Source organism: Halobaculum gomorrense (assembly GCF_900129775.1).
In the GTDB taxonomy this organism is placed as follows: Archaea; Halobacteriota; Halobacteria; order Halobacteriales; family Haloferacaceae; genus Halobaculum; species Halobaculum gomorrense.
In genome coordinates, this window is the sequence record NZ_FQWV01000005.1 from 1 (window position 1) to 24,356 (window position 24,356).

Here is a 24,356-nt window from a genome sequence, read left to right on the forward strand (position 1 = left end):
CTCGGCCTTGTGAACCCAGTTATGGACGGTGGATCGAGCTCGATCAACACCAAATTCATAGAGAACTGAGACGGTATTCGAAAGTGATAGGCCACACAGATGGAGCTGAATACCAAGCTTCATAAACTGCCTTGGTGTTGTTTCTCGCTCCACAAAGGCTAACTCGATCTCGTTCAAACATCCGTTGAGGCGGGCGGTTTCTGCCATAGATCAGCTGAAAATCGCTCCGCCTCACTCTTCATCCTTATTTGAACCTCGCCCCTGTGCGTGGACGAATACTTTTGTCCCCCGGGTGGGATGGCGAGTGTATGACCGGCAGGACGGACGATTCCCCCTCGAACAGCGCGCTCGTTCGCGGGCCGGAGTCGACGCTCTCGGCCGCGCTCGCCGACCTCGACGACGGGTGCTGCGTGCTCGTCACGGGGGATGTCTCCGACGACGCCTACTGCGTCGCGGCGTCGCGGTACTTCGGCGCGACCCAGCACCTGCGCCGGCGCGTGCTCGCGCTCACGACCGACGGCTCGGCGTCGCCGTCCGCGTGGTTCCCCGACGGCGTCGACGCCGGAGACGCCGACGCAGCGGTCGTCCGTCTCGACGACGCGGTCCGCGATCCCGCTGCCGCGACCGGGGAGAGTGACGCGGCGAACGCGGGCGGAGCAGGTGACGCGATTCACCCGTCCGGAACTTCGACGGACGACACGTCGCCGGCCGAGCCCGCTAGCCTCGATCTGGACGGGGGCGGCGGGGAAGCCACCGACGCCGCTGCGGAGGCCGTCGACCACGAGTCGACCGCGGGGGGAATGAGAGCGGCGATTCTGGACGCCATCGAGGAAGTCGATGGGGCACGCCCAGACGACACTGACCGATCGGATCGGTTGGGGCTGCGGGTCGGAATCTTCCGGGTCGACATGCTCTGTGCGACGCTCGGCGGCGACGCCACGGGAACGCTGCTGTGCGAGGTTGCGCAGACGACCCGAGACCGCGGCGGCATGGCGCACTTTCACCTCCCGCGCCCGACCGGGGAATCCCCGCGGTCGGACCCCGTCATCGACGAATTCGTCGACATCCTCGGCGACTCGCTCGACGTGATCGTGGAGCTTCGCTCCAGAGAGACAGCGTCGGCGCCCGAAGAGCGGTGGCACATCCTCGACTGGGGGACGACCGAGTGGAACTCCCTCCGGTGATCCCATGACGGACCGAGCCCCGAGTGCCGCGGATTCCGACGCGCCGCCCGAGGCCGCCGTCCGACTCGTCGACGCGACGCGGCGCGGTCCGTCGGTGTTCGAACTCGTCGACTCGATCGAGGAGGTTCGCCTGCCGATCGCCGTCGACCGGCCCGACACCGGGGAGGCGCCGACGGCGACGCGGCTGGCGACGGCCGATCGGTTCAACGCCCCCGTCGACGGGTGCTGGGCCGTCGAGGCGACGACCGTGACGCCGCTGTGCACGGCCGACGTGTACGTCCGCGACGCTGACAACGCCGTCGTCGCGACCGCGACGGCCGAGGCGCCCGCCCGGGTGCCGCCCGGGCCCCACGTGCTGGAGCTGTCGACGGCCCCGGTGAAGACGTACGTCGCCGTCGACGGCCCGGCGAGCGTCTCCTACGAGGACCGGTACCCGCGCGTCTCGATCGATCCCGGTCACGGGGGCACCGCGGGACCCGACGAGATCGACGCTGCGGACGCTCCCGGAGAGCTGTTGATCGGTGCCCGCTCGCGGCGCAACTCCCCCGCGGGGACGGTGACGGTCCCCGAATCCCCGGAGGGGCTCGCGAGCGCGATCTCGACGTTCGGGTCGGCGCTGGCGACCACCTCGCCGGAGCGGTCGTTCCCGACGCTCCGGGGGCACCCGCCGCTGATCGAGCGCGGCGAGTCGTTCGAGGCGCCGCGGTTCGTCGAGCGCGTCGACGCCGGGATCACGCTGGGGCTGCCGTTCGAGTACGACGCGCTGTTTTCTGCCACGCCGCTGGCGTTCTACCTCGCCGCGGCGGTCGAGGAGAGCGCCGACCCGTACCTTCGTGCGGGCGAGTACCGGCACGACCTGCCGCGGGACCCGGACGCGCTGGCCGCCGCGCTGGGCGACCTCCTCCGACACTGTTTCACGCTCGACTGTGCGACGCGGGCCTGCTCGGCGGGGCTGTACGACGTGAACCTCCACGTCCACGAGGTGCTCACGGAGCGCCTCGACCCGCCGTGGACCGAGTGGTACGAGGCCGACCTCGCCGAGCGGACCGCCGCCTACCTCGAGGTGCCGACGGCGGCGACGCTCGACTGCCTCGACTGGCCCCACACGACGGACGTGGTGCCCGCCGCCGAGAACGACTCGGCGCTGCCGTTCCTCGCCGCGGACCTCTCGGTGGTTCGCTCGCCGCCCCCGGAGACCTCGGCGACGGGTGACGGCGGCGTGACCGAACTTGACGACTTCGTCCGTGCCTCGCGAGAGGCGGTCGAGACGGCGACGCTGACGCGGAGTGCAGGCGCTGATCCGCCGACCGGCTCGACCCGCGGCCCGACCCAAAACGCCCTCGACGACTCGGAGTCGATCGTGACCCTGCAGGCGGCCGACAGCATCGCGCAGGCGTGGATCGGCCCCGGGTTCCCGATGCGGGCGGCCAAGCCGACCGTCGAGACGTACCGCCGGCGCCTCGACCGCACGCCCGCGGAGGACCTCACCATCGGCGTCACGGTCGTGTGCAACGACGAGGCGATGGTCGACGAACTGGGCGACACCTACGGCTTCCGCGACCACGTCACCTTCGACATCCGCGAGGAACGCGATCTGGCCTGCGACGCGCTCCGCGACCTCCTCGCGGACGACCACGACTTCTTCCACTACGTCGGCCACGTCGACGAGCGCGGGATGGAGTGTTCCGACGGCTTCCTCGACCTGCGGACGCTCGACGAGACGGGCGTCGACGCGTTCCTCCTCAACGCCTGCACGTCCTACCAGCAGGGCATGGCGCTCGTCGAGGCGGGCGCGCTCGGCGGCGTCGTCTCGCTGACGGACCTCCCGAACTCGCTTGCGACCCGCGTCGGCCGCGACCTGGCGCGGCTGTTCGACGCCGGCTTCCCGCTGTACGCCGCGCTCGACGTGGTCGGGACCGGCCCGTTCGCCGAGAGCGCGTACAGTATCGCGGGGGACCCGATGGTGCAGTTGTGTCAGTGTGTGACAGGAGCGCCGATGATAACTGATGTCCAGAATTTATTTGATGGACGAATCTCACTCGTGAGTAGATTTTATCCCAGCAAGCATTTCTCGCATGGATCCATGTCTGCCGCTCAATTTGACCCTACTCATACGAACTATATTACTGGTGTCAAGACAGCAGAGGTATCCCTTCCCGTGGATGAGATCAACTCAGAACTTGATTTCGGTCGGACACCGATCAGGATTGACAATTCCCTCTACTGGACAGATGAGACAGACCTCGAATCGATCGTCAAATCTACGGACCAGCCGTAGTGACACCGTTTGCTGCCACATTCCCCGCACTCGACAGCAGCAGCACGAGCGTGAACAGCGCGCCCATCATCCGCGGGTGGTCAGCCAGCCATTCCGTCATTGCGGCGTCGTCTTCGGACATTACAACCACTCCTTTCGTTGGTTTCTGAATCAATGTATCTGAATGATTCTGATATCAAATTACCCGAACCAACTGCTGATATTTAGAATACTTAAAGAACTCGCGAACGGCCGGCGGTGGCACACGTTTTATACCGCACACCGCGCTAGGTCGGAGTATGCCCCAGTGTGAGATGTGCGGCGCGGAGAAGGCGTCGCTCACCACCACGAAAGTCGAGGGCGCGGAGCTGGAGCTGTGCTCGGACTGCTCGGACTTCGGCACCGAGGTCCGCACCGAAAGCTCCTCTTCGGCCGCTACGAAGTACTCCACCTCCTCGTCTTCGTCTTCCTCGTCGGACTCGTCGAGTTCTTCGTCGTCGTCTTCGTCGTCTCGCCGTCGCGACATGTTCGACGACATGGAGACCGTCGCCGGCGACTACGACGACCGGATCCGGCAGGCCCGCGAGGCCGCCAGCCTGAGCCAGGAGGACCTGGCGAATGATATCAACGAGAAGGCCTCCGTCATCCGGAAGCTCGAACGCGGGGACATCCTCCCGTCGGACGACGTGCAACAGAAGCTCGAGAAGAAGCTCGGCATCTCGCTGGTCGAAGGCGAGTCCGTCGACGACGCCGACTGGGAGGCATCCTCCTCGGGGAGCATGACCCTCGGCGACGTGGTGAAGCGAAACGACAACTGACGGACGCCGGATCGGCGGCTGTCCGGTCCCCGCGCGGTTGCCCGCCGCCCGCAACCGCTGTCGCGACCGAAGCGACTTTTCGCGTGCCCCTCGCACCGTTCGCCTGTGAGCGACTCCGATACCCTGATCCTCGTCAACCTCAAGGCGTACCCCTGTGACCCGGTCGAGATCGCCGAGACGTGCGCGGCCGTCGCCGACGACACCGGCGCGCGCGTCGCCGTCGCGCCCCAGGCGGCCCACCTCGCGGCCGTCGCCGACACCGGCGTCGAGACGTGGGCCCAGCACGTCTCCCCCGTCGAGCACGGCAGCCACACCGGCTCGACCCTGGCCGAGGCCGTCGCCGACGCGGGCGCGACGGGCACGCTGATCAACCACTCCGAGAACCGGCTGAAACTCGCCGACATCGACGCCTCCCTCGACGCCGCCGAACGCGCGGGGCTGGAGACGGTCGTGTGCGCGAACAACCCCGCCCAGTCCGGCGCTGCCGCCGCGCTCGGTCCCGACGCGGTCGCCGTCGAGCCGCCGGAGCTCATCGGCGGCGACGTGTCGGTGGCGACGGCCGACCCCGCGATCGTCGAGGACTCCGTCGCCGCGGTGGAGGCCGTCGACGCCGATGTGGACCTGTTTTGCGGCGCCGGGGTGTCGACCGGCGAGGACGTGACCGCCGCCGGCGAGTTGGGCGCGACGGGCGTGCTCCTCGCCTCCGGCGTCGCCAAGGCCGCCGACCCCGAGGCGGTGCTTCGCGACCTGGTCTCCGGGCTGTAAGCGTCTCCTCCCACGTTCGCTCGGACGGGGACGGTCGAGACCTACCTCTGCCGAACGTCGTGTTCGAGGACGCCGACGCCCTCGATCTCCACTTCGACGCGGTCGCCGTCCGAGAGCGGACCGACCCCCGCGGGCGTCCCGGTCGCGACCACGTCACCCGGCTCCAGCGTCATGTAGGTCGTGATCTCTTCGACGAGTTCGGGGATAGCGAATATGAAGTAGTCCCGCGAAGAGGACTGCTTCGTCTCGCCGTTGAGCCGGAGTTCGACGGCCGCGTCGTCGGGCACGTGCTCGGGGTCGGCGATGCAGGGGCCGATCGGCGCGGCGCCGTCGAACGCCTTTCCGCGCACCCAGTTTTGTTCCTCGTTCTGGTCGTCGCGGTTCGACACGTCGTCGAGGCAGGTGAAGCCGGCGACGTAGTCCATGGCGTCTTCGGCGGCGACGTTGCGCGCCTGGTCGCCGATCACGAACGCGATCTCGGCCTCGTGGTCGACGCGTTCCTTCCCGGCCGGCAGCGTGACCGTCGAGTGGGGGTCTGCGACCGCGTTCGGCGGCTTGAGGAACAGCAGCGGGCGGTCCGGGACCTCGTTCCCGAGCTCCTCGGCGTGGTCGGCGTAGTTCCGGCCGATGCAGACGATCTTCGACGGCTCGCAGGGCGCGAGCAGGTCCACGTCGTCGGCGTCGGTGTCGTACGTCTCGCCGCCCGCGGTCACGGTGCCGTTGTCGTACGTGCCGCGGCGAACGGTACCCGCCGGGTCGCGGATTCTGGCGTAGCGCATCGTCGGCGGATCGGCTGGGTAGTGCTTAGTCGTTGTGAGTCCGGCCGTCGACGGCGCAGCCGCTGGCGACGATGAACAGCTGAAAACGGAAGAACCGCTGGGGCTGTCGCGCTTACAGTTCGACGGCCTGCTTCTGCCCGAGTGACTCGGGGACGGTGAAGCGGATCGTCGTCGTCGCGCCGGACATCGTGTTGATCTTGATCGTGACCTCCGATCCCTCGGCGAGCTCGGCCGGGGAGTCGGTCGCGGTCAGGTCGAACTCGACGTTGAATCGGTCGTCAGGGTCGTTAAGGACGGTCTTCGAGGTGTCGGTGTTCTTCACCGCGTAGGTGTTGAACTGCCAGCCGCCCTCATTCGCGGAGGAGTGCGTCAACGTCTCAGTTCCCTGCGGGCCGATCCAGTTGATCGTCGCGTTCGAGAGGTCGATCTCGCCGGCGCCGGGCGCCTGCGTCACCGTCACGTTGACCTTCGAGATGGTGTCCTGTGACGTGTTGACCGTCCCGACCGTCACGACCTCCTGCAGGCGGTTGCTGACCTGCTTACTCGACTGCTGTCCCGTCTCCTGCGACTTGCTCTGGAGGAAGCCGGCCGTGTTGATGAGGACGCCCGCGGCGATCGCCGCCACGAGCACCATCGCGATGAACACGATGAGCGTCCCGATACCGACCTGCCCGCGCTCGTCTTCGTCTGTGATGAATTCGAACATCTGTTGGTTGTGCTCCCGCGCGCTCTCGCACGGCGGTTACTCCACTCGATGTTGCTCCCCTACATATATCTCAGCCGCCAAAAATCACGACTGAATATCGGCGCCGGTCGCCGGGTCGGGCTCACCGAACCGTCGCGTCCGTGATCCGCGCGAGCCGGTCTGCGACGGCGTCGTCGAGGCCGGCGTCGGTGACCCGCCACCGCCAGTTCCCGTCGGTCGTTCCCGGCGTGTTGAATCGGGCGTGGCTGTCCAGTCCCAGCAGGTCCTGCATGGTCGTCATGGCGAGCGTCGCCTCGGAGTTCCACACCGCCTCGACGAGGTCCCACTCGATCTCCGTGCCGTCGGTGCCGAGGTTGTAATGGAGGCAGTCCTGCTGCTGGTCGCCGAGCGACTCGTAGTAGCCGACGGCGGTGTCGGTGTCGTGGGTCGACGTGTACGCGACGCAGTCTTCCGGGTAGTGCATCGGCTGGTAGAGGTGCCCCTGCTGGCACCAGTCGGCGTACTGTGGCACGCGCATTCCGGGGAGGTCGAACGCCTCGCGCAACGCGGCGCTCTCGGCGTCGAGGAAGCCCAGATCCTCGGCGACGAACGGGAGCTCGCCGAACTCCGCGCGCACCGCCTCGAAGAACGCGTGGCCGGGCCCCTCGCGCCACTCGCCGTCCGCAGGGTCGTCGCTGTCGGCGGGGATCGCCCAGAACTCGTCGAACCCCTTGAAGTGGTCGAGGCGGGCGTAGTCGACGGCGTCGAACAGCCGCCGGAGGCGGTCGAGCCACCACTCGTACCCCGTCTCGGCGAGGCGGTCCCAGTCGTACACCGGATTCCCCCACCGCTGCCCGGAGTCGCCCATGTTCGGGGGAACGCCCGCCACCGCGGCCGGTCGGGCGTCGTCCGTCAGGTCGAACGCCTCGGGCGCGGCCCACACGTCGGCGGAGTCGAGCGCAACGTAGATCGGGAGGTCGCCGAGGATCTCGACGCCCCGATCGTCGGCGTACGCGCGCAGGTCGCGCCACTGGCGATCGAACGTCCACTGGCAGAACGCCCGGAACTCGACCTCGTCGGAGAGTGACTCGCGGTAGTCGGCCAGCGTCTCCGGATCGCGCGCGCGGACCGGCTCGGGCCACTCCGTCCACAGCGCTCCGTCGAACTCGGTCTTGAGCGCGCGAAACAGCGCGTAGTCGGCGAGCCAGCCCGCCTCGCGCTCGCGGAACGCGGCGAACGCGTCGCGCTCGTCGTCGCTTGCGACCTCCAGAAACCGATCGAATGCCGTCCGGAGACGGCCGAGCTTGAACGACTCGACGGCCTCGTAGCGCACTTCGTGGGACGAGAAGCCGGCGGCTGGATCGCGTTCCGTGTCGAGTTCGTCGTCGCCGAGATAGCCGCGCTCCGCGAGGTCGACGAGGTCGATCAGCAGCGGGTTCCCGGCGAACCCGGAGAACGTCTGGTACGGGGAGTGGCCGTGGACGCCGACGGTCGGTCCGAGCGGACACACCTGCCAGATCGACTGGTCAGCACGGTCGAGGAAGTCGAGGAACGAGCGCGCGCCCACGCCCAGATCGCCGATGCCGTGCGGGCCGGGCAGCGCGGTGGGGTGGAGCAGGACGCCGCTCCGGCGATCGAATCGCATCGAGCGAGTGATCGAGTGCGGGGCGTATCAAGTGTCTGGTCTGCCGATCCCCGCTGACCGACCCCTGCGATCGATCCTCGCTGATCGATCCTCGGGGTCGACGCCAAGTGACTAAGTACCGGTCGAACCATAGCAGAGTCGATGCCGTACACGGTCCTGATGCTGGGGTGGGGGTTCCCGCCGAACGTGACCGGCGGGCTCGACACCGCCGTCGGCGAACTGTTCGAGCGCCTGCGCGTGCGAGACACCGTCACCGTCGAGTTAGTGCTTCCGGCGGAGTACGCGCCCGAGAACCGCGAGGGAATCCACGGCGTGCCGACCGGCGACGGCGACATCATCACGAGGATCGGCCGGCTGTCGGGCGCGTTCGTCGACCGCGCGGCAGACGCCGACATTGTCCACACGAACGACTGGTTCGGCTACAACCCCGGGTCGCGCGCGCAGGCCAGCCACGACGTGGAGTGGGTGACGACGTTCCACTCGCTGTCCTCCGACCGCAACGCCGACCCGCCCGAGCGCGAGAAGCGCACGGAACAGCGCGTCGTCAGCCGGTCGGACCACCTGCTCGCGGTAAGCGAGTTCACCGCCCGCAAGATCGCCCACGAGTACGGCGGCGACGCGGAGGTCATCTACAACGGCTTCTCGTCGGTCAAGCCGACGGGGCGCGACGTGAAGGCGGAGCTGGGGATCGACGGGCCGATGCTGTTCTTCGTCGGCCGCCACACCGACCAGAAGGGGCTCGCGTACCTGCTGTACGCCCTGCCGAAGCTCCGCCGCGACGACGTGACGCTCGTCATCGGCGGCACGGGGCACCTCACGGACCAACTGAAGCGTTTCGTCGAGCTCCTCGGCATCAAAGAGCGGGTGGAGTTTGTCGGCTACGTTCCCGAGGAGGAACTGGGCGACTACTACGCGAGCGCGGATCTCTTCGTCTCGCCGTCGCTCGCGGAGCCGTTCGGGATCACCATCGTCGAGGCGCTGTCGGTCGGTACCCGCGTGGTCGCCGGGCCCAGCGGCGCCGCGGAGGTGCTGCCCGAGGACTGTCTCATCGAGGTCGAGCCGAACTCCGAGGCGATCGCCGCGGGCATCGAACGCGCGCTCGCGCTGGAGACGCCCATCGAGTACGAGGAGCGCACCTGGGATCAGGTAGCCGACGAGCACGTCGCCTTCTACGAGCGGATCCTCGACGGGGCGTGACCACCACCGGGGAGTCCCCGAGCGGGCCCGCTACCTGAGCAGCCGGAAGTCGGTGATCGGCTCCGGGTGGACGATCCGGAAGCCGTCGGCGGTGGGCTCCAGTCCGACGCGGTCGGGCGCGGGCCCGCCGCGCTGGTAGGGGCTGTCCGACGTTTCCGGCGATTGGTATGGGCTGTCGGTGGCGACCGACTGGTACGGGCTATCCGAGGCCGTCGACTGATACGGACTGTCCGACGGGCCCGGGCCCGTGCCGTATGCGCCTTGTCGCGGACCGTCCTCGGATTCGGGCGGGCGGTCGAAGTCCTCCGGGGGAAGGTACACACGCTCGCCCGAAGCCGACTCGACCACGACCGCTGCGTCCCGGTCGCCCGTGACCGTGATCACCGTCCGGCCGTCGGCGATTTCCACGTCGACCGAGACCGGGCGATCGGTCCCGGCGGCGTCATCGTGTTCTTCCTCCTCGTCGCCGGCGGCGTTGCCCTCCATACCCGGACGATCCACGGGCGGCCACTTAGCGATTCCCCGCGTCTCTCGGCCCACTCGAGGAGCCGTCGATGGCGACGCCGCGAGCGCATCGGCGAAAGAGCGAAACCGCTCCCGCTCCAGCGGCCTCGCATGGACCATCCGGGACAACCGCGCGTGTGCGCGGTCGGCGAGGCTGTCGAACTCGCGCCGCGCGATCCTGACCCGAACGCCGACTACGAGTGGACTGTCGCCGACGCGCCGCCCGCATCGGCGGCCGACGTGACCGACGATGCGGTCCAGTGGTTCGAGCCCGACGTTCAGGGCCGGTACCTGCTGCGGCTCGACGACGGCCGGACGACCCACGACCTGACCGTCCGGGCCTTCGCCGAGGGGACCGCCCCTGCGGCCGAGGAGGGCACCTCCGCCAGCGGCGGCGTCACTTCCGGCGATGAGGCCGAGCAGCCGACCCGCCGGTCGGCCTCCGGAAGCTCCGGCGCGAGCGGGTCCGCCGGCCGGGCGGGCGGACCCGCCGACGGCGACGCCGACCGCGACGTTGAGCGACCGCGCGTTCACCTGGAGACCGCCGTCACCGAGGACGCCGTCCGGATTGAGGCGCGCGTGCGCCCGCCCGGCGCCCGCGTCGAGTTCCTGCTGGACGACCGCGACGACCTCGACGAGTCGGACGTGAGCGTCGACGGGCGAACGTTCTCGGTCGCGCGCGAGCGCCTCCCCGAGCGCGCTCGCGTGTATGCCGTTCCGGTTTCAGCGGGCGCATACGGGGTGGTCGACGCCGTCGACGTTCGTCGACCGGCGCCCGAGGGAGACTCCCCCGACGACGCCGCCGACGCTGACAGCGCCGTCGGCGGGTCCGCCACGGGCGCGGACGGCGCGGTGACCGTCGACCGACCGTACGATCCGCCGTCGTGGGCGCTCGATTCGACCATCTACGAGGTGTACGTGCGGACGTTCGCGGACGACGACCACGAGGGATCGCCGCTGTCGGCGGTCCGCGAGCGCCTGGACGATCTCGACGATCTGGGCGTCGACACGCTGTGGCTGACGCCGGTGCTCGCCCACGACGGCGCCCCGCACGGGTACAATATCACCGACTTCTTCGAGATCGCGTCGGATCTGGGCGGCCGCGAGGCGTACCGCGACCTCGTCGACGCGGCCCACGAGCGCGACATCCGCGTTCTGTTCGACTTCGTCGCCAACCACTCCGCGCGCGAGCACCCCTTCTTCGGCGACGCGTACGGCGACCCGGAGAGTCCGTACCACGACTGGTACGAGTGGCAGGAAAGCGGCGAGCCGGGGACGTACTTCGACTGGGAGCTGATCGCCAACTTCGACTTCTCGACGCTGGCGGTGCGGCGTCACCTCCTCGACGCCGTCGACGAGTGGGCGCCGCTGGTCGACGGGTTCCGCTGCGACATGGCGTGGGCGGTCCCCGACGGCTTCTGGCGGGAGATTCGCGAGCGCGTGAAGGCACACGACTCGGAGTTCTTCCTCCTCGATGAGACGATCCCGTACATCCCGGACTTCCAGGCGGGGCTGTTCGACATGCACTTCGACTCGACGACGGCGTTCACCCTCCGGGAGATCGGCGACGAGAACGAGGCCGCCGAGGCGGTGCTCGACGCCGTCGACGAGCGCCGCCGGATCGGCTTCCCCGACCACGCCTCGTTCATGTTGTACCACGAGAACCACGACGAGGGTCGGTATCTCGCCTCATACGGCGAGGACGCGGCGTTCGCGGCGGCGGGCGCGCTCGCGACGCTGCCGGGCGCGCCGATGGTGTACGCCGGGCAGGAGACGGGCCAGCTCGGGCGCCGGGACCGGCTCGACTACGAGAACGCCCGCGAAGACCTGACCGAGCACTACCGACGGCTGCTCGCGCTCCGCGACGAACACCCCGCGCTCCAGCACCGCGCGGGGCTGTCGCGCGTCGACTACGAGGTGCGATCTGGGGACCCCGACTCCGTGGTCGCCTACCGTCGCGAGGCCGCGGACGAGGGCAACGGAGCCGGCGGGGGCGACCCGGTCGTCGTCGCTCTCAACTTCGGCGCCGGAGACGCTGCGGTGTCAGTCGGTGCCCCCGTGGGCGACACCGACCTCGTGACCGATGAGTCGGTGGCGACCGACGGCGAGGGTCCCGCCGGCGGAGACGGGACGCTCGCGGTGTCGGACGTGGTCGTGGTTCCGGTTCGCGACTGAGGCCGGGGCCACGCCGGTGAAGCGGGGCGGCGCCACCGTGTGGCGTGATCTCGTTCCGCGGTTTCTTTACGCATGGGGGTAGTTTGACGGGTGAATGCGGCTGCGAACGGCACTCAACGACTACAAGCGCGACCGCGGGCACGGGGCAGCCGGCACGGCGAGCACCGCCCACGGCGCACTGTCCGGGCGCGGTGAGCGGCTGGTTCACGTCTCCCCGACGGGGGGGATCCGGGACTACTCCTCGGCGCTCTCCGGGCTGTCCGGAATCGATCGCTCCCGGTTCGGCATCGAGACCGGCGAGCAGACCTACTGGTTCGACGACTTGGAGACGGTCCGCCAGCACTACTACCGCGAGACGACCCTCGTGGAGACGGAGTACGACGCCGGCGCGTTCACCGTCCACCAGTACGACCTGACGCTCGGGCGCGAGCACGTCACGCACGTCGAACTCCGCGGGTCGATCCCGCCGGAGGCGCACTTGGTCGCGTACCTCACCCTCGCCCCCGAGGGGCAAGAGACCCGCGTTGGCCGGCTGATCCACGAGGGCGCCGGGCCCACAGACGGCGACGCGGTCGAGGTGTTCCACCGCGATGAACACGACTTCCTCACCGCCTCCACGGGACTCGACGACGTGCGCGCGCAGATCCCCGAGCGCTTCGAGGAGATCCTCGACTCGAACCCGGTCGCGCTCCCCCGCGAGGGCGCGCTGAACCGCTACGAGGACACCCATCTCAGCGGCGACGTGGTCGTCACCGCGCCCCTGGAGCGCGCGGGTCGAGGCCTCCGGACCACGCTCGTGACCACGTTGACGGACGGCGACGCCGACCGCGAGCGAACCCTCGCGTCACTGCGCGAGTGCGCGACCGACCACGCCGGCGCCGACGAGCTCCGGACGGTCGCGCGCGAGCGCGCGGCGGTCGCCGTCGAGGAGGACGGTCCGCGCAGAGGGACCGTCCGTGCGGATCTGCGGGCGCTGTCGCTGCTCGAAGCGCCCAGCGGCGGACGGATCGCCGGTCCCGAGTTCGACCCGTTCTTCCGCAACTCCGGCGGCTACGGCTACACCTGGTTCCGCGACGACGCCCGGATCTCGCTGGACCTGCTGCGGGCGAACGAGCCGCTGGCGCTCGGGGTGGACACGGAGGAACTGGCGCGAAGCGCCCGCTTCTACTGCGACGCCCAGCAGGCCGACGGGTCGTGGCCCCACCGGGTGTGGGCAGTCGACGGGTCGCTGGCGCCGGGATGGGCGAACGCCCGTGTCGAGGGGCGCGAGGGCTCCGACGAGTATCAGGCGGACCAGACCGCCATCACCGTCACCTACCTCGCGACGCTCCTGCGGGAGCACGGCGACGCGCTGTCGGCGGCCGACGAGCGACGGGTCCGCGAGAGCGTCGCCGACGGCGTCGACGCGCTCGACGACGCCCGGGACGACGACGGGCTCCCGAGCCGCTGTCAGAACCTCTGGGAGGACATGGCCGGCCGCTTCGCCCACACCGCTGCGACGTTCGTCGAGGCGTACGCCGCGGTCGCGCGCGCGCCGGTGAGCGACGACCTGCGCGAACGCGGGCGGGCCGGCGCCGAGGGGACGTTCGCGGCGCTCGACGCGCTGTGGGACGCCGACGGCGGGACGTACGCGGTCCGCCTCGTCGACGGGGAGCGCGACGACCGCCTCGATGCCTCGACGTTCGCCCTCGCCGACGCGCTCGCGGCCGTCGAGGCCGTCGACGGGCTCCACGTCGCCGACGAGGACGTCGACCGCGTGACCGACCACGTCCGGGCGTCGCTTTCGGGGCTGTACCGCGACCCCAGCGAATCGGCCGTCGAGGGGCTGATCCGCTACGAGGGCGACGAGTGGCGCACGGCCAGACAAGACGGCGAGAAGGTGTGGACGCTTGCGACCGCGATGGGCGCGAGCGGGGCGGCGACGCTTGGCGCGCTGCTCACGGATCGCGGGCGCGAGCAGGTCGGCGGGCGGCTGCTCGACCGTGCCGCGGAGCTGTACGCGCTGCTGGAGGACGGCGGTCCCCTGACGACGCCGATGGGCTATCTCCCCGAGCAGTGGTACGACGACGGCACGCCCGACAGCGCGACGCCGCTCGGGTACGCCCACGGCGTCCGCCTGGGGGCGACGGCGACGCTGGCCGAGCGGGACGCGCTTCCGAGCGGCGCCGCCTCGCCGTCGGCGCCGACCGACCGACCGCGGTGGACGACCGGCGAGAAGTTCGGCGTCGGCACCGTCGCCGACCACGGCGAGTCCGAGGCCTCCCGCGTGTGGTTCACGCTGACGGAGGGGGCGCTCACGGAGGTGCGGTTCCCCCGGGTCGACCTGATGAACCTCCGCACGTTGGACTTCGTCGTCTCGGCGGCCGACGACGACGATGACTACACCGTTCGGACCCACGTCGAGGGTCCCAGAGACGGGGAGGACACCGTCGAGCGGCGCGTGCGCCCGTCGGCCGACGACGCGCTGTTGTACGAGCACACGATCGCCGAGACGGGCGACGGCCGCGGCCACGAGTGGGAGCTGCGCGTCGAGTACGCCGTCGACCCGGCCCACGACGCGCTCGTCGCGGACGTGGAGTTCCGCGCCGGTGACGGCGACGAGTACGACGTGTACGCGGCCGCCGACACGGCGCTCACGAACACGGGCACCCGCGACCGCGGCCTGCGGCTGGGCGAGCCCGGCAGCCACCACCTCGTCGCCCGCGACGCCGGCGCCTACACCGGCGACACCGATGACGCCATGCTCGTCGACGAGGACGGCAACGGCTACTCCGTCGCGGTCGCGATGGCGACGGCCGGCCGGTTCGACTGGGCGACCGTCTGCGCCGCCGGCAGCGACGAACTCGCGGCGCTACTGGCGACCGGCGAGGTGCCGCGCACGCGCTCGTCGGTCGACGACGACAGCGTCGTGCTCGTCGGCCGACTCGGTTCCGGCACCCACGCCAGCGAGACGCTCGCGCTCGGATTCGCGCGACAGGCGGACGCGTCGGCCGCGCTCGGGGAGGCGGTCGGCTCGCTCGCGACCGGCTACGACGGGGTCGCGGCGGCGTACCGCGAGTCGTGGCGGGCGTTCCTCGACGACCGACCGCTGCCCGACGCAGTCGCCGGCGACGACGACCTCGCCAACCAGTACCGCACGGCGCTGATGACGCTGCGCGCCGTCGAGGACAAGACCTACCGCGGCGCCAGCGTCGCCTCGCCGTCGGTGCCGTGGGGGGAGGCGGTCCACGCCGACGAGCAGAAGGGATACGGCTACAACTTCGTGTGGGCGCGCGACCTGTATCAGGTGTTCACGGCGTCGCTGCTCACCGGCGATATCGCCACCGCCGTCGATCAACTGGAGTACATCTACGAGTTCCAGCAGGACGAGGACGGCTTCATCCCACAGAACACCTACCTCAACGGGATCACCCGCTGGGGCGGCGAGCAGATGGACAACATCTCCTTCCCCGCAGTGATGGCCTATCAGCTCTGGGCGGCGGGCGTCGACTTCGACGACACGCAGTACGACTACGAACACGTCCGGCGCTCGGCCGACTACGTCGCCCGAAACGGCCCCGCGAGCGGGCAGGAGCGGTGGGAGGAGGAGGCGGGCTACTCGCCGTCGTCGATCGCCGCCGAGATCGCCGGGCTGGCGTGCGGGGGGAAGCTCGCGCTCGAAACAGGCGACGACGCGAACGCGCTCGTGTGGCTCGCGATCGCAGACCGGTGGGCCGCCGAGGTGGAGGCGTGGACCGCGACGGAGTCGGGCACCGCCCGGCACACGCACACGCCGTACTACGTCCGCGTCACCCGCGACGGCGACCCGGAGGCGGGCCACCTGCGCACGCTCGCCAACGACGGCCCGCGGCTCGACGAGCGCGACATCATCGACGCCGGGTTCCTCGAACTCGTTCGCCTCGGGATCAAGCCGTGGGACGACGAGGCGATCCGCAACTCGGTGCGGGAGGTGGACGACACCATCCGGGTCGACCTGCCGGCGGGCGCCGCCTTCTACCGCTACAACGGCGACGGCTACGGCGAGCGCGAGGAGGGGGATGTGGGCGCGCCCTGGTCGGTCGAGAACCACGGGAAGGGCCGACTGTGGCCGCTCCTGACGGGCGAGCGCGGCGAGTACGAACTCTGGGCCGACCCGGATGAGACGAGCCGCGAGGCCGCGTTGGAGCCGGCGACGCTGCTGCAGACGATGCAGCGGCTCGCCAACTCGGGTCGGATGATCCCAGAGCAGGTGTGGGACCGCGACTACCGCACCAAGTACGACTGGGAGTACGGCGAGGGGACCGGGAGCGCGACGCCGCTGGCGTGGTCGATGGCGCAGTTCGTCCGCCTCGCCCACGGGATCGACGCCGACGAGCCCGTGGAAACGCCTGCGTTCATCCGTGAGCGCTTCCTCGACCGGCGGCTCCACGACAGCGACGAGAAGCCAGCCCTCCGCGTCGACACGAACTTCCAGGGCAACTCCGTCGTCGTCTCGGGCGAGACCACCGGCGCGCGCGTCGCCGTGACGACGCCCGTCGACTCGGCGGTCGTCGCCGTCGAGGACGGCGAGTTCGAGACGACGCTGGACATCGGCTACGGCGAGAACGACATCACCGTCGCCGCCGCGTCCGTCGCGGACCTCGAGCGGGCCGCGACGACCGTCTCCCGGTTCACGGTCTGAGCGTTCCGATCCACGCGCTGCCCAGCGGTCTCAGCGGTCGACGGCGGCGACCGTTCGTCCGCCTGCTGCAGAAGTTCCTAGTAGGTGGTTATACACCATCAGGAGTACCTTTACCACTGGACGCATCAACCGTCTCGCATGACCCAGCCGGAGATGACGTACGTCGGCAAGGCGTGCGCGTACATCACCCGCGACGACTCGCAGTTGCTGGTGTTCGAGGGGCCGGGACACGACGGGCTCCAGATCCCTAAGGGAACGATCGAGCCCGAGGAGCGGCCGCGGTCGGCGCTGTATCGGGAGGTGCGCGAGGAGAGCGGGCTGGCGACGCTGGCGAGCGCCGACAAGCTGGCGACCGACGTGTGGACCCGGCGCGACTCGCCGCCGAAGGCGTACGTGCGCCACTTCTATCACGCGAGCGTCTACGAGCCCCGCGACGAGTGGACCCACGTCGTCCGCGACGGCGGCGGCGAACACGGCAGCGCGTTCGAGTTCTCGTGGGTCGATGTCGACGAGGCCCGCGACCGAGACTTCGCGCTCGCCCTGGACGACTACGTCCACCGGCTCTCGGGGCGGTCGAACGCCACGGAAGTCGCCGAGGCGGCCGACTGAGGCGACGATGACACCGCCGCGGCCGTCGGCCGCGGTCGGTTCGCGATCCGCCGTTCGCCAGAGGGGATCGCCGTCGGCGAACGGATTTATGTGTAATTCGACCGAACACATGGGTGGATGACATCCATGGACCTCACCTGGCACGGCCACTCCACGTGGTCGGTCGAGACCGAGGACACGACGTTCCTGATCGACCCGTTCTTCGACAACCCCCACACGGACACCGACCCCGAGGAACTCGATCCGGATCACGTGCTGCTCACGCACGGCCACGCCGACCACATCGCCGACGTGGACCGCTTCCGCGGCGCCCACGTGGTCGGCACGCCCGAGGTCACCGGTTACGTCACCGACGAGTACGGCGTCAAGGACACGACTGGGATGAACCTCGGGGGCACCGTCGAGCTGGGCGACGCGTTCGTGACGATGGTCCGCGCGGACCACACCAACGGGCTCGACACCGGCTACGGCGCCTCCGGCGGCACGCCCGCCGGCTACGTGATCTCCGAGACGAAGCCCACCCAGGAGTCCGACCCCGACAGCACGTCGTTCTACCACGCCGGCGACACCGCGCTCATGACGGAGATGCGCGACGTGATCGCGCCGTTCCTCGAACCCGACGCGGCCGCGGTCCCCGCCGGCGACCACTTCACGATGGGGCCCGCGCAGGCAGCGATCGCCGTCGGCTGGCTCGATGTCGACTACGCGTTCCCGATGCACTACGACTCCTTCCCGCCGATCGAGATCGACACGGACGACTTCGTCCGTGAGGTGCGCGCGACCGGGAGCGACACCGAGGCGGTCGTCCTCGGCGACGACGAGACGTTCACGATCGGCGAGAAGTGAGCGGCCGCCGGCAGAATCGGCGTCCGAATCGCCGTCGGTCGTTCACACCGGTCCGGCGTCCGCAGTAACAAGGTTTAGGCACGAACCGCCCCTGATATCAGACGCATGTCCGACATCGAGACCTCCACCGTCAGCGAAGAGGGCTTCACCAGCACGAGTCAGGTCGGCGACTTCTCGCTCACTATCGACGCGCTCGGCGAGGACGGCCCCGACCCCAATTCCGTTCTCGTGGCCGACTACGCCTCCTGCTTCCTGCCCGCCTTCCGCGTCGGCGGCCAGCAGCGCGGCCACGACGACCTCGGAACGGTCCAGATCGACGCCGAGGCCGACCTCGACGACGACGACGACCTCGCCGCGATCCGCTTCGACATCCACGTCGAGGCCGATCTCGACGACGAGACGCTCGCGGACATCGTCGAGCGCGCCGAGGGCATCTGTCACGTCCACTCGGCGCTTCGCGAGGGGCTCCACGCCGACATCACGGCCCACGCCGACGCCTTCTGAGGGCGGCGCGGCCGCTCGCGAAGCGGAGTAGTATTTCGAAACTGGCGACGGCGAGCGGCCGCTCCGCGTCGCCTGCGGACTCAGCGACGAGCGTCGTCGCCGCGGTAGGATCGGTACGTCATCGCGCGGCCGTCGATGATCACGACCTCCTCGTCGGTGCGGTCGTCTGCACCGCCGACGGGGTCGTCCGGCTCGTCACGGAAGACGTACGGTGAGTCGCGCTCTTCCATGGTAACAGATAGCACACCACTACGTATAAATCTTCGTCAGACAGTCTCTATCGCGATAGTTTCACGACCGCTCGTAGTCGCGGACCGCGGATCGCCGGCGATCGCGTCCCTCGATCAGGTCAGTCGCCACGCCCGGCGAGCACGTCATCGATATCGGCGGGGTCCGCGATAGCCGCGAGCCCCGTGCAGTCGTCGAGGACGTAGTCGGGCTCGTACGGGGAGGCGGCCACGTCGTCGCGGTCGGTGACGCCGGTGCACACGAGCGCCGTCCGCATCCCCGCGTCGGCGCCGAGGGCGATGTCAGTGTCGAGTCGGTCGCCGACGGCGAGGCATTCCTCGGGCGGGTGTCCGAGCGCGTCGAGCACCAGGTCGCGGGCGGTCGCGGACGGCTTTCCGAGCACGGCGTCGGGGCCGTGATCGAGGACGCCTCGGACGGCACTGAGCACCGCGCCCGACCCCGGTACGAGCGCGTCGGGGCCGGGGATCACGCGGTCAGGGTCTGTGCCGACGTACGGCGTGCCGTCGCCCAGCGCCGCCAGCGCCCGCGCGAGGTCGTCGTAGTCGAACGAGCGGTCGATCGAGACGACACCTGCGTCCGCATCGGCGTGACCCGCCGCCACAGAGAGTCCGGCCGCCTCCAGTTGCTCGATCAGCCCGTCCTCGCCGAGGACGTACAGCGCGTCGTCTGCGTGGTGGTCGCGGAGGTACGCGACGGTGCTGTCGGCGGCGGTCACCACCTCGTCGGCGCTCGCGTCGATCCCGGCGGCCGCGAGCCGGTCGACGTACGCCGTCGGTGCGCTCGTCGGGTTGTTCGTGCAGAAGCAAACGTCGATGCCGGCCTCGCGCAGGCGATCGACCGCCTCCGGCGCGCCCGGCAACGGGTCGCGTCCGCGCACGACGGTTCCGTCAACGTCGAGGACGACGCCGCGTATCACGACCGTCGTTGGGGCGGCACGCTGTTGAACGTATCGCCCGCCGCGGGGGCGGTGTGCCCGCGGTGGGTGCGAACGCGGTGGGTTCGGCCGCCGTGGGTTCGATCGCCGTGGGTTCGATCGCCGTGGGTGCGACCGCGGACGGAGCCGACGACCGTCACGGATCCGTGAACGGTAACGCGTATGTGTCGTCGGTCCCCCGATCCGGGTACAGTGACCGCCGCGCAGTTGACGCTGGTGCAGATCGACAACTACGGCCCGTGGACCGTGACGCCGGAGCCCCGCCGGGAGATGGATCTCCAAACGCTCCAGTCGCGCCTGTTCGCGGACATGGCACAGTACATCGGCAACCGGGGCGGCTACGTTTTCTTCACCCGCTTCGACAACATGGTGGCCGTGACCAACGGGCTCGACCGCCGGGACCACGAACTTCTCCAGGAGTCGGTGGGGAACCGCTTCCCCGTCACCGTGAGCCTCGGCGTCGGCGTCGACGAGGTGCCGATCGACGCGCTGGAAACCGCGACCGAGCGCGTGCAGGCGGCCGGCTCCGCGCAGTCGTCCGATCGCAGCGAGGCGCTCGCGGGCGAGTTCCACGGCGGCGAGCCGACCGACGACGACGTGCACATCGCGCACTTCGACGTGAACGACGCGACGGGGAAGTACACCGACCGGCTCAACGAGTTCGACTCGTTCATCAACATCGAGCAGGGGTACGCCTCGCTGATGAAGTACATGCGCGAGGAGCACGGCGCGCTGTCGTTCTTCGTCGGCGGCGACAACGTCATCGCCGCGTGCCCGGACGTCTCGCACGACGACTACCGCAACGCGATCGACCACGTCGCCGGTGACGCCGAGGTCCAACTCAAGGTCGGCGTCGGCTCGGGTTCGACGCCCCACGAGGCCGGCTTCGCAGCGAAGCACGCTCTCGAGGACTGCCGGTACGAGGGCACGCTCGTCGAGTTCGCCTGAGCGCGGCCACCATACCATACGAGTGTGTGGCGTTTCGGCTCGATACGAGAGTGACACCGCCGGAAACGGCGTTCCCGACCCAACTACCCACATGACACTCGACCCGTCAGACACGGCTATCGCGGTCGATCCGACCGACAAAGACGCGTCAAACGCCGCCGCCACCGACTCCGCGGACGAACTCGACTCCGCGAACGAACCCGACTCCGCGGACGAACTCGACGCCGTCGGACGCCGCCGATACGCTTGTACCGCCGGCCGCCCGAGCCGACTCTGATGACCGACTCGGACGCTCGCTCCGGTTCCAGCCGCGGCGAGCGCGCATACGCGAGCCTGCTCGGGCTCGCTGTCGGCGACGCGCTCGGCCGCCCGATCGACGGCGACTCCGCCGGTGCCGTCCGCGACCGCCACGGCCGCGTGACCGAGATGCTCAGCGGCGACGGCCCCGCAGCGGGAACGACCACCGCTGTCACAGCCGCCGCTGTTCGGTCGGCCAAGCGACTGGCGGACCGATCCGACTCCGCCGGATCGACGTGCCCGGACGGGTCGCGACCGGCGAACCGCTCCGGGTTGCTGCTCGCCACTGCCGTCCCGTCCGGCTGTCCCACGTGGGCCGCCGGCGAACGCGTCGCGGCGGCCGCCGAGGCGGTCGAACGGACGCTCGACGACGCTCAGTCGGCGACCGCCGTCGACGCGGCCGAAGTCGAACCGGCCGCGGCCCTGGCGGTGATCGTCGGCGAACTCGTCGACGGCGAATCCGTCGAGAACGCGGTGTCGACGGGGATGGAGGTCGCCGTGTCCCGTGGCGCGCCGGTCTCCCTCCGAGAGACGCTATCGGTCGTCGGCGACCGCGGCGCCATCAGGATCGACCCCACCGGCGACCTATCGGCGCTGTTCGAGACCGCACTTCACGAGGCGGTCGTCGCGGGCGACGCGGAGGAGGCGATCGTCTCGGCGGTGAGCCGCGGGGGGAACGCGAGCGCGCTCGGCGCCGTCGCCGGCGCGGTCGCGGGCGCCCGCTTCGGCGCGAGCGGGGACGCGGTCCCCGCGCGCTGGCTGAACGAACTCGACGCGCCGACCGACCTCCGCGCGCTCGCCGACGCACTCGTCGAGCGGACGACCGACGACGACACCGCCGCCGGCGATCGGGACTCGGCCCCCGGGTAATGAGACCCAGTAGCATGACCCCAAAAGGTTCGTGAGTGGGACCGCCCTCGGTCGATCGCGCGTCACGATTGCCACGTCCACTCGACGTACTCGGACGGGTCGTTCACCGAGTTCATGGCGACGGCGGCCGCGGCGTCTCCGTCACCGTCGGAACGGACAGCCACCGATCAGACGCCATCGCGCCCCGCGTCGAGCGTCTTGAGGCTGAACTGGCGACGCGGGAGCTGGATCCGATTGGGAGTGATGGACCTGGCGGGCGCGAACTGGCGGAAAACCCGATCCCGTTACTGGATGTGGCCTTCTTCGCGGAGCTGCTGGGCGTCGTCGGACTCGTAGCGCCAGACGACCTCGGCCTTCTCGTCTTGCCAGTCCCACGGCTCGGCGATCACGATGTCGCCCTCCTTCACCCACGTTCGAAAGCGCATCCGACCGGGAATCCGGCCCATGCGCTCCTCACCGTCGGCACAGCGAAGCGTGACGCGCCGACCGCCCAGCATGTCGGTGACTGTCGCGAACACCTGGTTGTCGTCGGGCATCCTGAGGGGCTTGCGGTTTTGCGTATCGTCGCTCATATCGACGGATACGTAATCGAGTGGGATAAGTACGTGTATTCGGGTATCGACGTGACCGACCGGCCGCGGGCGATCCCGAACGCGTCGAGGCAGAGCGAACGGTGCGCCTGTCGGCACTGTTCGAGTCGTTTCGTGGAGCAAATGGGGTCGGAGGGATTTGAACCCCCGATCGACTGATATCTCCGGTCGGCACCTCGGTACTCCAGAGGGTCGTCGTCGCGTCCGATGATCAGTCGGACGCTCGGTATATCAGTCTGGAGTTCGTCACCGGGCGCGTTGCCTCTGGAGTCAGTCGCCATACCGGGCTTGGCCACGACCCCGTGCAATCACTCATACCTCTGACCGCCGTAAAGGGATTTCGATCGGATCCGCTACTCGCGGTCGGTCTCGCCCCACGAGCACTCCTGGCATTTGTACGCCGTCACGAACTCCGTGACGCTGGGCATGTAGCCCACCGAAATCACGTCGCCCCCGCAGTCGGGACACTGGCGATCGGCGTCCTCGATCGGTTCGGCATCCATCACGGAGTCCCCCTCGACCAACTCGGCGAGTCGCTCCGGCGTGACCATCCGTCCCTCGACGACGCGGTTGCTCATGCTTCGTCGTCGGCAGCCGATCGAGTAAAAGACCGCGGTCCGGGTGTCCCGGTCCCGGGCGGTCAGCCCGGGCAGCGCCGACTCACAGCCACGGTTCGCGGGAGGGCTCGTCCGACGGCTCGTCGTCGGCGTCGTCGTCCTCCTCCTCTGCGCCGCTGGCGGAGTCGACGGGGTCGATTCCCGCCGTCGGCGCCGTCGGCGTCCCCCCGAAGGCGACGCCGGAGTCGGGATAGACGCGTCCGTGGTCGGGATCGAGATCGGTGTCGGCGGTCTCGTTGGCTGTGGGGTCGTCGCTGTCGACCTCGTCGCCGCCGTCGGTGGTGACCGCGTCCCCGGGGGCTGGCTCCGGGGCGGTCTCGACCGCGTCGGCGCCGTCGACCTCGTCGTCGAGGGACTCCTCGTCCGCGTCGCCCTCGGAGTTCGGGTCGTACGCGAACAGTCCGGTCACGGCGAGGACGCCGAGCGCGACCGGCTGCTCGGTCGGAAGCAGCCCAAGCACCGACAGCGAGAGGATGCCCAGCGCGACCGAGGAGCCGAAGCGGAAGCGGTCGATGTCGACGCGGCCGCGCAGTCGGTCGCCCGCCAGCGCGATCGACAGCGCGAACGCGACACCGACGCCGGCGGCAGCGCCCGCCCTGGCGAGCAGATCCGGGTCGAGCGAGACGACCAACTCCGCGCCGGCAGGCTGGAACGACGCGAGCAGCCCGAGTCCGATGATCGCGCCGGGGCTCGGGAGGTACTCGCCGATCTCCGCGCTGGCGGTCTTGGCCGCGACCGCGAGGATCACCAGTCCGGCGAACCGGTGGAACACCTCGGGGTTCAGCAGGCTCTGGATCGTCTGGGCCAGCGCCGCCTCGGCCATCGCCACGGGGACGAGGACGGCGCCGAGCAGGAGAATGGAGGCGGCCTTCTCGCGTGGCGTCCCCTCCATCTCGGCGAGGACGACGGCCATCGTGGCGGAGCCGCCGAAGATGAGCAGTCCCGTCTCGACGATCCCGAAGGGCACGGTGAGCGCGCCCGCGATGACCAGCGCCGGAAAGATGCCGTCGACGAGCGGGAGCCCCATGACGGTCGCGAGGAGCCGCGTGGCGCCGCCGACGCGCTGCTCCAGGCGGAGCGCGATCGGGTGTGCTGAGGTGCTCACGGCTCAGCGATACGACCCGGCATAACCCACGACCGGACGGGAGTCTGGTGACGAACCGGAGCGGACGGACGCTCGGAGGGAGGAACGCGGGAGGCGTTCTCCTGTGCACCAGTCGAGC

General features: G+C 69.8%; 22 protein-coding genes, 1 tRNA gene and 1 pseudogene. 12 read left to right on the forward strand and 12 right to left on the reverse strand.

What is annotated here, in order from left to right; all coding sequences use genetic code 11:
* Positions 1–207 (reverse strand): annotated as a pseudogene (locus tag BUE16_RS09730) (IS6 family transposase); the annotation flags it as partial.
* A gap of 101 nt (positions 208–308) precedes the next feature.
* Between BUE16_RS09730 and BUE16_RS09735 the strand changes: the two are divergent.
* Positions 309–1,184, forward strand: coding sequence for a DUF7504 family protein (locus BUE16_RS09735; RefSeq protein WP_073309117.1), 876 nt, complete (start codon positions 309–311; stop codon positions 1,182–1,184).
* 4 nt (positions 1,185–1,188) lie between these two features.
* Positions 1,189–3,462 (forward strand): hypothetical protein, encoded by a 2,274-nt coding sequence (locus BUE16_RS09740; protein WP_073309119.1) that lies wholly within the window; start codon positions 1,189–1,191, stop codon positions 3,460–3,462.
* On the opposite strand, the gene BUE16_RS16955 is transcribed toward BUE16_RS09740, so the two are convergent.
* Complete coding sequence (locus tag BUE16_RS16955; protein ID WP_200778413.1) at positions 3,446–3,583, reverse strand: DUF7503 family protein; 138 nt, start codon at positions 3,581–3,583, stop codon at positions 3,446–3,448. The genes BUE16_RS09740 and BUE16_RS16955 overlap by 17 nt on opposite strands.
* A 157-nt stretch (positions 3,584–3,740) precedes the next feature.
* Here BUE16_RS16955 and BUE16_RS09745 point away from each other — a divergent pair, with 157 nt between their 5' ends.
* Positions 3,741–4,259 carry a multiprotein bridging factor aMBF1 gene (locus tag BUE16_RS09745; protein ID WP_073309121.1) on the forward strand — a complete coding sequence of 173 codons (519 nt, stop codon included), beginning with the start codon at positions 3,741–3,743 and terminating at the stop codon, positions 4,257–4,259.
* Positions 4,260–4,364: 105 nt separating this feature from the next.
* Positions 4,365–5,024 carry a triose-phosphate isomerase gene (gene tpiA, locus BUE16_RS09750; protein ID WP_234972377.1) on the forward strand — a complete coding sequence of 220 codons (660 nt, stop codon included), beginning with the start codon at positions 4,365–4,367 and terminating at the stop codon, positions 5,022–5,024.
* A gap of 41 nt (positions 5,025–5,065) precedes the next feature.
* Here the strand turns inward: tpiA and BUE16_RS09755 are convergent, their stop codons facing one another.
* From BUE16_RS09755 to malQ, 3 genes are all read right to left on the reverse strand, one after another.
* Entirely contained in the window at positions 5,066–5,803 is a 738-nt protein-coding gene (locus tag BUE16_RS09755) for a fumarylacetoacetate hydrolase family protein (RefSeq protein WP_073309123.1), read from the reverse strand.
* 112 nt (positions 5,804–5,915) lie between these two features.
* Complete coding sequence (locus BUE16_RS09760) at positions 5,916–6,509, reverse strand: archaellin/type IV pilin N-terminal domain-containing protein (RefSeq protein WP_073309125.1); 594 nt, start codon at positions 6,507–6,509, stop codon at positions 5,916–5,918.
* A 121-nt stretch (positions 6,510–6,630) separates the two neighbouring features.
* A complete protein-coding gene (malQ, locus tag BUE16_RS09765; protein ID WP_073309127.1) occupies positions 6,631–8,133 on the reverse strand; it encodes a 4-alpha-glucanotransferase in 1,503 nt (500 codons plus the stop codon).
* Positions 8,134–8,274: 141 nt separating this feature from the next.
* Between malQ and BUE16_RS09770 the strand changes: the two genes are divergently transcribed.
* Positions 8,275–9,330 (forward strand): glycosyltransferase family 4 protein, encoded by a 1,056-nt coding sequence (locus BUE16_RS09770; RefSeq protein WP_073309129.1) that lies wholly within the window; start codon positions 8,275–8,277, stop codon positions 9,328–9,330.
* A 30-nt stretch (positions 9,331–9,360) separates the two neighbouring features.
* Here the strand turns inward: BUE16_RS09770 and BUE16_RS09775 are convergent, their stop codons facing one another.
* Positions 9,361–9,816, reverse strand: coding sequence for a DUF7510 family protein (locus tag BUE16_RS09775; protein ID WP_234972378.1), 456 nt, complete (start codon positions 9,814–9,816; stop codon positions 9,361–9,363).
* A gap of 129 nt (positions 9,817–9,945) precedes the next feature.
* On the opposite strand from BUE16_RS09775, the gene malA reads away from it, so the two are divergent.
* The 5 genes from malA to BUE16_RS09800 all read left to right on the forward strand — a co-directional run bounded on the left by malA (position 9,946) and on the right by BUE16_RS09800 (position 18,628).
* Positions 9,946–12,009, forward strand: a complete 2,064-nt coding sequence (gene malA, locus BUE16_RS09780; RefSeq protein WP_073309131.1) for an alpha-amylase MalA — start codon at positions 9,946–9,948, stop codon at positions 12,007–12,009.
* Positions 12,010–12,103: 94 nt separating this feature from the next.
* Entirely contained in the window at positions 12,104–16,669 is a 4,566-nt protein-coding gene (locus BUE16_RS09785; protein WP_073309133.1) for a glycoside hydrolase family 15 protein, read from the forward strand.
* A 138-nt stretch (positions 16,670–16,807) separates the two neighbouring features.
* Positions 16,808–17,278 (forward strand): NUDIX hydrolase, encoded by a 471-nt coding sequence (locus tag BUE16_RS09790; RefSeq protein ID WP_073309135.1) that lies wholly within the window; start codon positions 16,808–16,810, stop codon positions 17,276–17,278.
* Positions 17,279–17,404: 126 nt separating this feature from the next.
* Entirely contained in the window at positions 17,405–18,124 is a 720-nt protein-coding gene (locus BUE16_RS09795; RefSeq protein ID WP_073309137.1) for a metal-dependent hydrolase, read from the forward strand.
* 105 nt (positions 18,125–18,229) lie between these two features.
* A complete protein-coding gene (locus tag BUE16_RS09800) occupies positions 18,230–18,628 on the forward strand; it encodes an OsmC family protein (protein WP_073309139.1) in 399 nt (132 codons plus the stop codon).
* Positions 18,629–18,708: 80 nt separating this feature from the next.
* Here BUE16_RS09800 and BUE16_RS16960 read toward each other — a convergent pair whose 3' ends face one another.
* On the reverse strand, positions 18,709–18,858 hold the full coding sequence (locus tag BUE16_RS16960) for a hypothetical protein (RefSeq protein ID WP_200778414.1): 150 nt from the start codon (positions 18,856–18,858) through the stop codon (positions 18,709–18,711).
* A gap of 119 nt (positions 18,859–18,977) precedes the next feature.
* A complete protein-coding gene (locus BUE16_RS09805; protein ID WP_073309141.1) occupies positions 18,978–19,793 on the reverse strand; it encodes an HAD-IIA family hydrolase in 816 nt (271 codons plus the stop codon).
* A 210-nt stretch (positions 19,794–20,003) separates the two neighbouring features.
* Here BUE16_RS09805 and BUE16_RS09810 point away from each other — a divergent pair, with 210 nt between their 5' ends.
* Entirely contained in the window at positions 20,004–20,759 is a 756-nt protein-coding gene (locus tag BUE16_RS09810) for a GTP cyclohydrolase III (protein WP_073309143.1), read from the forward strand.
* A 276-nt stretch (positions 20,760–21,035) separates the two neighbouring features.
* Positions 21,036–21,926, forward strand: coding sequence for an ADP-ribosylglycohydrolase family protein (locus BUE16_RS09820; protein ID WP_073309148.1), 891 nt, complete (start codon positions 21,036–21,038; stop codon positions 21,924–21,926).
* 284 nt (positions 21,927–22,210) lie between these two features.
* On the opposite strand, the gene eif1A is transcribed toward BUE16_RS09820, so the two are convergent.
* The 4 genes from eif1A to BUE16_RS09835 form a co-directional block, all read right to left on the reverse strand.
* Positions 22,211–22,498, reverse strand: coding sequence for a translation initiation factor eIF-1A (gene eif1A, locus BUE16_RS09825; protein ID WP_073309150.1), 288 nt, complete (start codon positions 22,496–22,498; stop codon positions 22,211–22,213).
* Between the two features lie 142 nt (positions 22,499–22,640).
* A tRNA-Trp gene (locus BUE16_RS16695) sits at positions 22,641–22,818 on the reverse strand.
* A 51-nt stretch (positions 22,819–22,869) separates the two neighbouring features.
* On the reverse strand, positions 22,870–23,094 hold the full coding sequence (locus tag BUE16_RS09830; protein ID WP_073309152.1) for a DUF5795 family protein: 225 nt from the start codon (positions 23,092–23,094) through the stop codon (positions 22,870–22,872).
* A gap of 82 nt (positions 23,095–23,176) precedes the next feature.
* Entirely contained in the window at positions 23,177–24,238 is a 1,062-nt protein-coding gene (locus tag BUE16_RS09835; protein ID WP_073309155.1) for a DUF5794 domain-containing protein, read from the reverse strand.
* Between the last annotated feature and the right edge of the window lie 118 nt (positions 24,239–24,356).

What these genes read in the sequence shown, in the direction of transcription:
- BUE16_RS09735 (WP_073309117.1), top strand. Translation starts at nt 309, where the DNA reads ATGACCGGCAGGACGGACGATTCCCCCTCGAACAGCGCGCTCGTTCGC.
- BUE16_RS09740 (WP_073309119.1), top strand. Translation starts at nt 1,189, where the DNA reads ATGACGGACCGAGCCCCGAGTGCCGCGGATTCCGACGCGCCGCCCGAG.
- BUE16_RS16955 (WP_200778413.1), bottom strand. Translation starts at nt 3,583, where the DNA reads ATGTCCGAAGACGACGCCGCAATGACGGAATGGCTGGCTGACCACCCG.
- BUE16_RS09745 (WP_073309121.1), top strand. Translation starts at nt 3,741, where the DNA reads ATGCCCCAGTGTGAGATGTGCGGCGCGGAGAAGGCGTCGCTCACCACC.
- BUE16_RS09755 (WP_073309123.1), bottom strand. Translation starts at nt 5,803, where the DNA reads ATGCGCTACGCCAGAATCCGCGACCCGGCGGGTACCGTTCGCCGCGGC.
- BUE16_RS09760 (WP_073309125.1), bottom strand. Translation starts at nt 6,509, where the DNA reads ATGTTCGAATTCATCACAGACGAAGACGAGCGCGGGCAGGTCGGTATC.
- malQ (WP_073309127.1), bottom strand. Translation starts at nt 8,133, where the DNA reads ATGCGATTCGATCGCCGGAGCGGCGTCCTGCTCCACCCCACCGCGCTG.
- BUE16_RS09770 (WP_073309129.1), top strand. Translation starts at nt 8,275, where the DNA reads ATGCCGTACACGGTCCTGATGCTGGGGTGGGGGTTCCCGCCGAACGTG.
- BUE16_RS09775 (WP_234972378.1), bottom strand. Translation starts at nt 9,816, where the DNA reads ATGGAGGGCAACGCCGCCGGCGACGAGGAGGAAGAACACGATGACGCC.
- malA (WP_073309131.1), top strand. Translation starts at nt 9,946, where the DNA reads ATGGACCATCCGGGACAACCGCGCGTGTGCGCGGTCGGCGAGGCTGTC.
- BUE16_RS09785 (WP_073309133.1), top strand. Translation starts at nt 12,104, where the DNA reads ATGCGGCTGCGAACGGCACTCAACGACTACAAGCGCGACCGCGGGCAC.
- BUE16_RS09790 (WP_073309135.1), top strand. Translation starts at nt 16,808, where the DNA reads ATGACCCAGCCGGAGATGACGTACGTCGGCAAGGCGTGCGCGTACATC.
- BUE16_RS09795 (WP_073309137.1), top strand. Translation starts at nt 17,405, where the DNA reads ATGGACCTCACCTGGCACGGCCACTCCACGTGGTCGGTCGAGACCGAG.
- BUE16_RS09800 (WP_073309139.1), top strand. Translation starts at nt 18,230, where the DNA reads ATGTCCGACATCGAGACCTCCACCGTCAGCGAAGAGGGCTTCACCAGC.
- BUE16_RS16960 (WP_200778414.1), bottom strand. Translation starts at nt 18,858, where the DNA reads ATGGAAGAGCGCGACTCACCGTACGTCTTCCGTGACGAGCCGGACGAC.
- BUE16_RS09820 (WP_073309148.1), top strand. Translation starts at nt 21,036, where the DNA reads ATGACCGACTCGGACGCTCGCTCCGGTTCCAGCCGCGGCGAGCGCGCA.
- eif1A (WP_073309150.1), bottom strand. Translation starts at nt 22,498, where the DNA reads ATGAGCGACGATACGCAAAACCGCAAGCCCCTCAGGATGCCCGACGAC.
- BUE16_RS09830 (WP_073309152.1), bottom strand. Translation starts at nt 23,094, where the DNA reads ATGAGCAACCGCGTCGTCGAGGGACGGATGGTCACGCCGGAGCGACTC.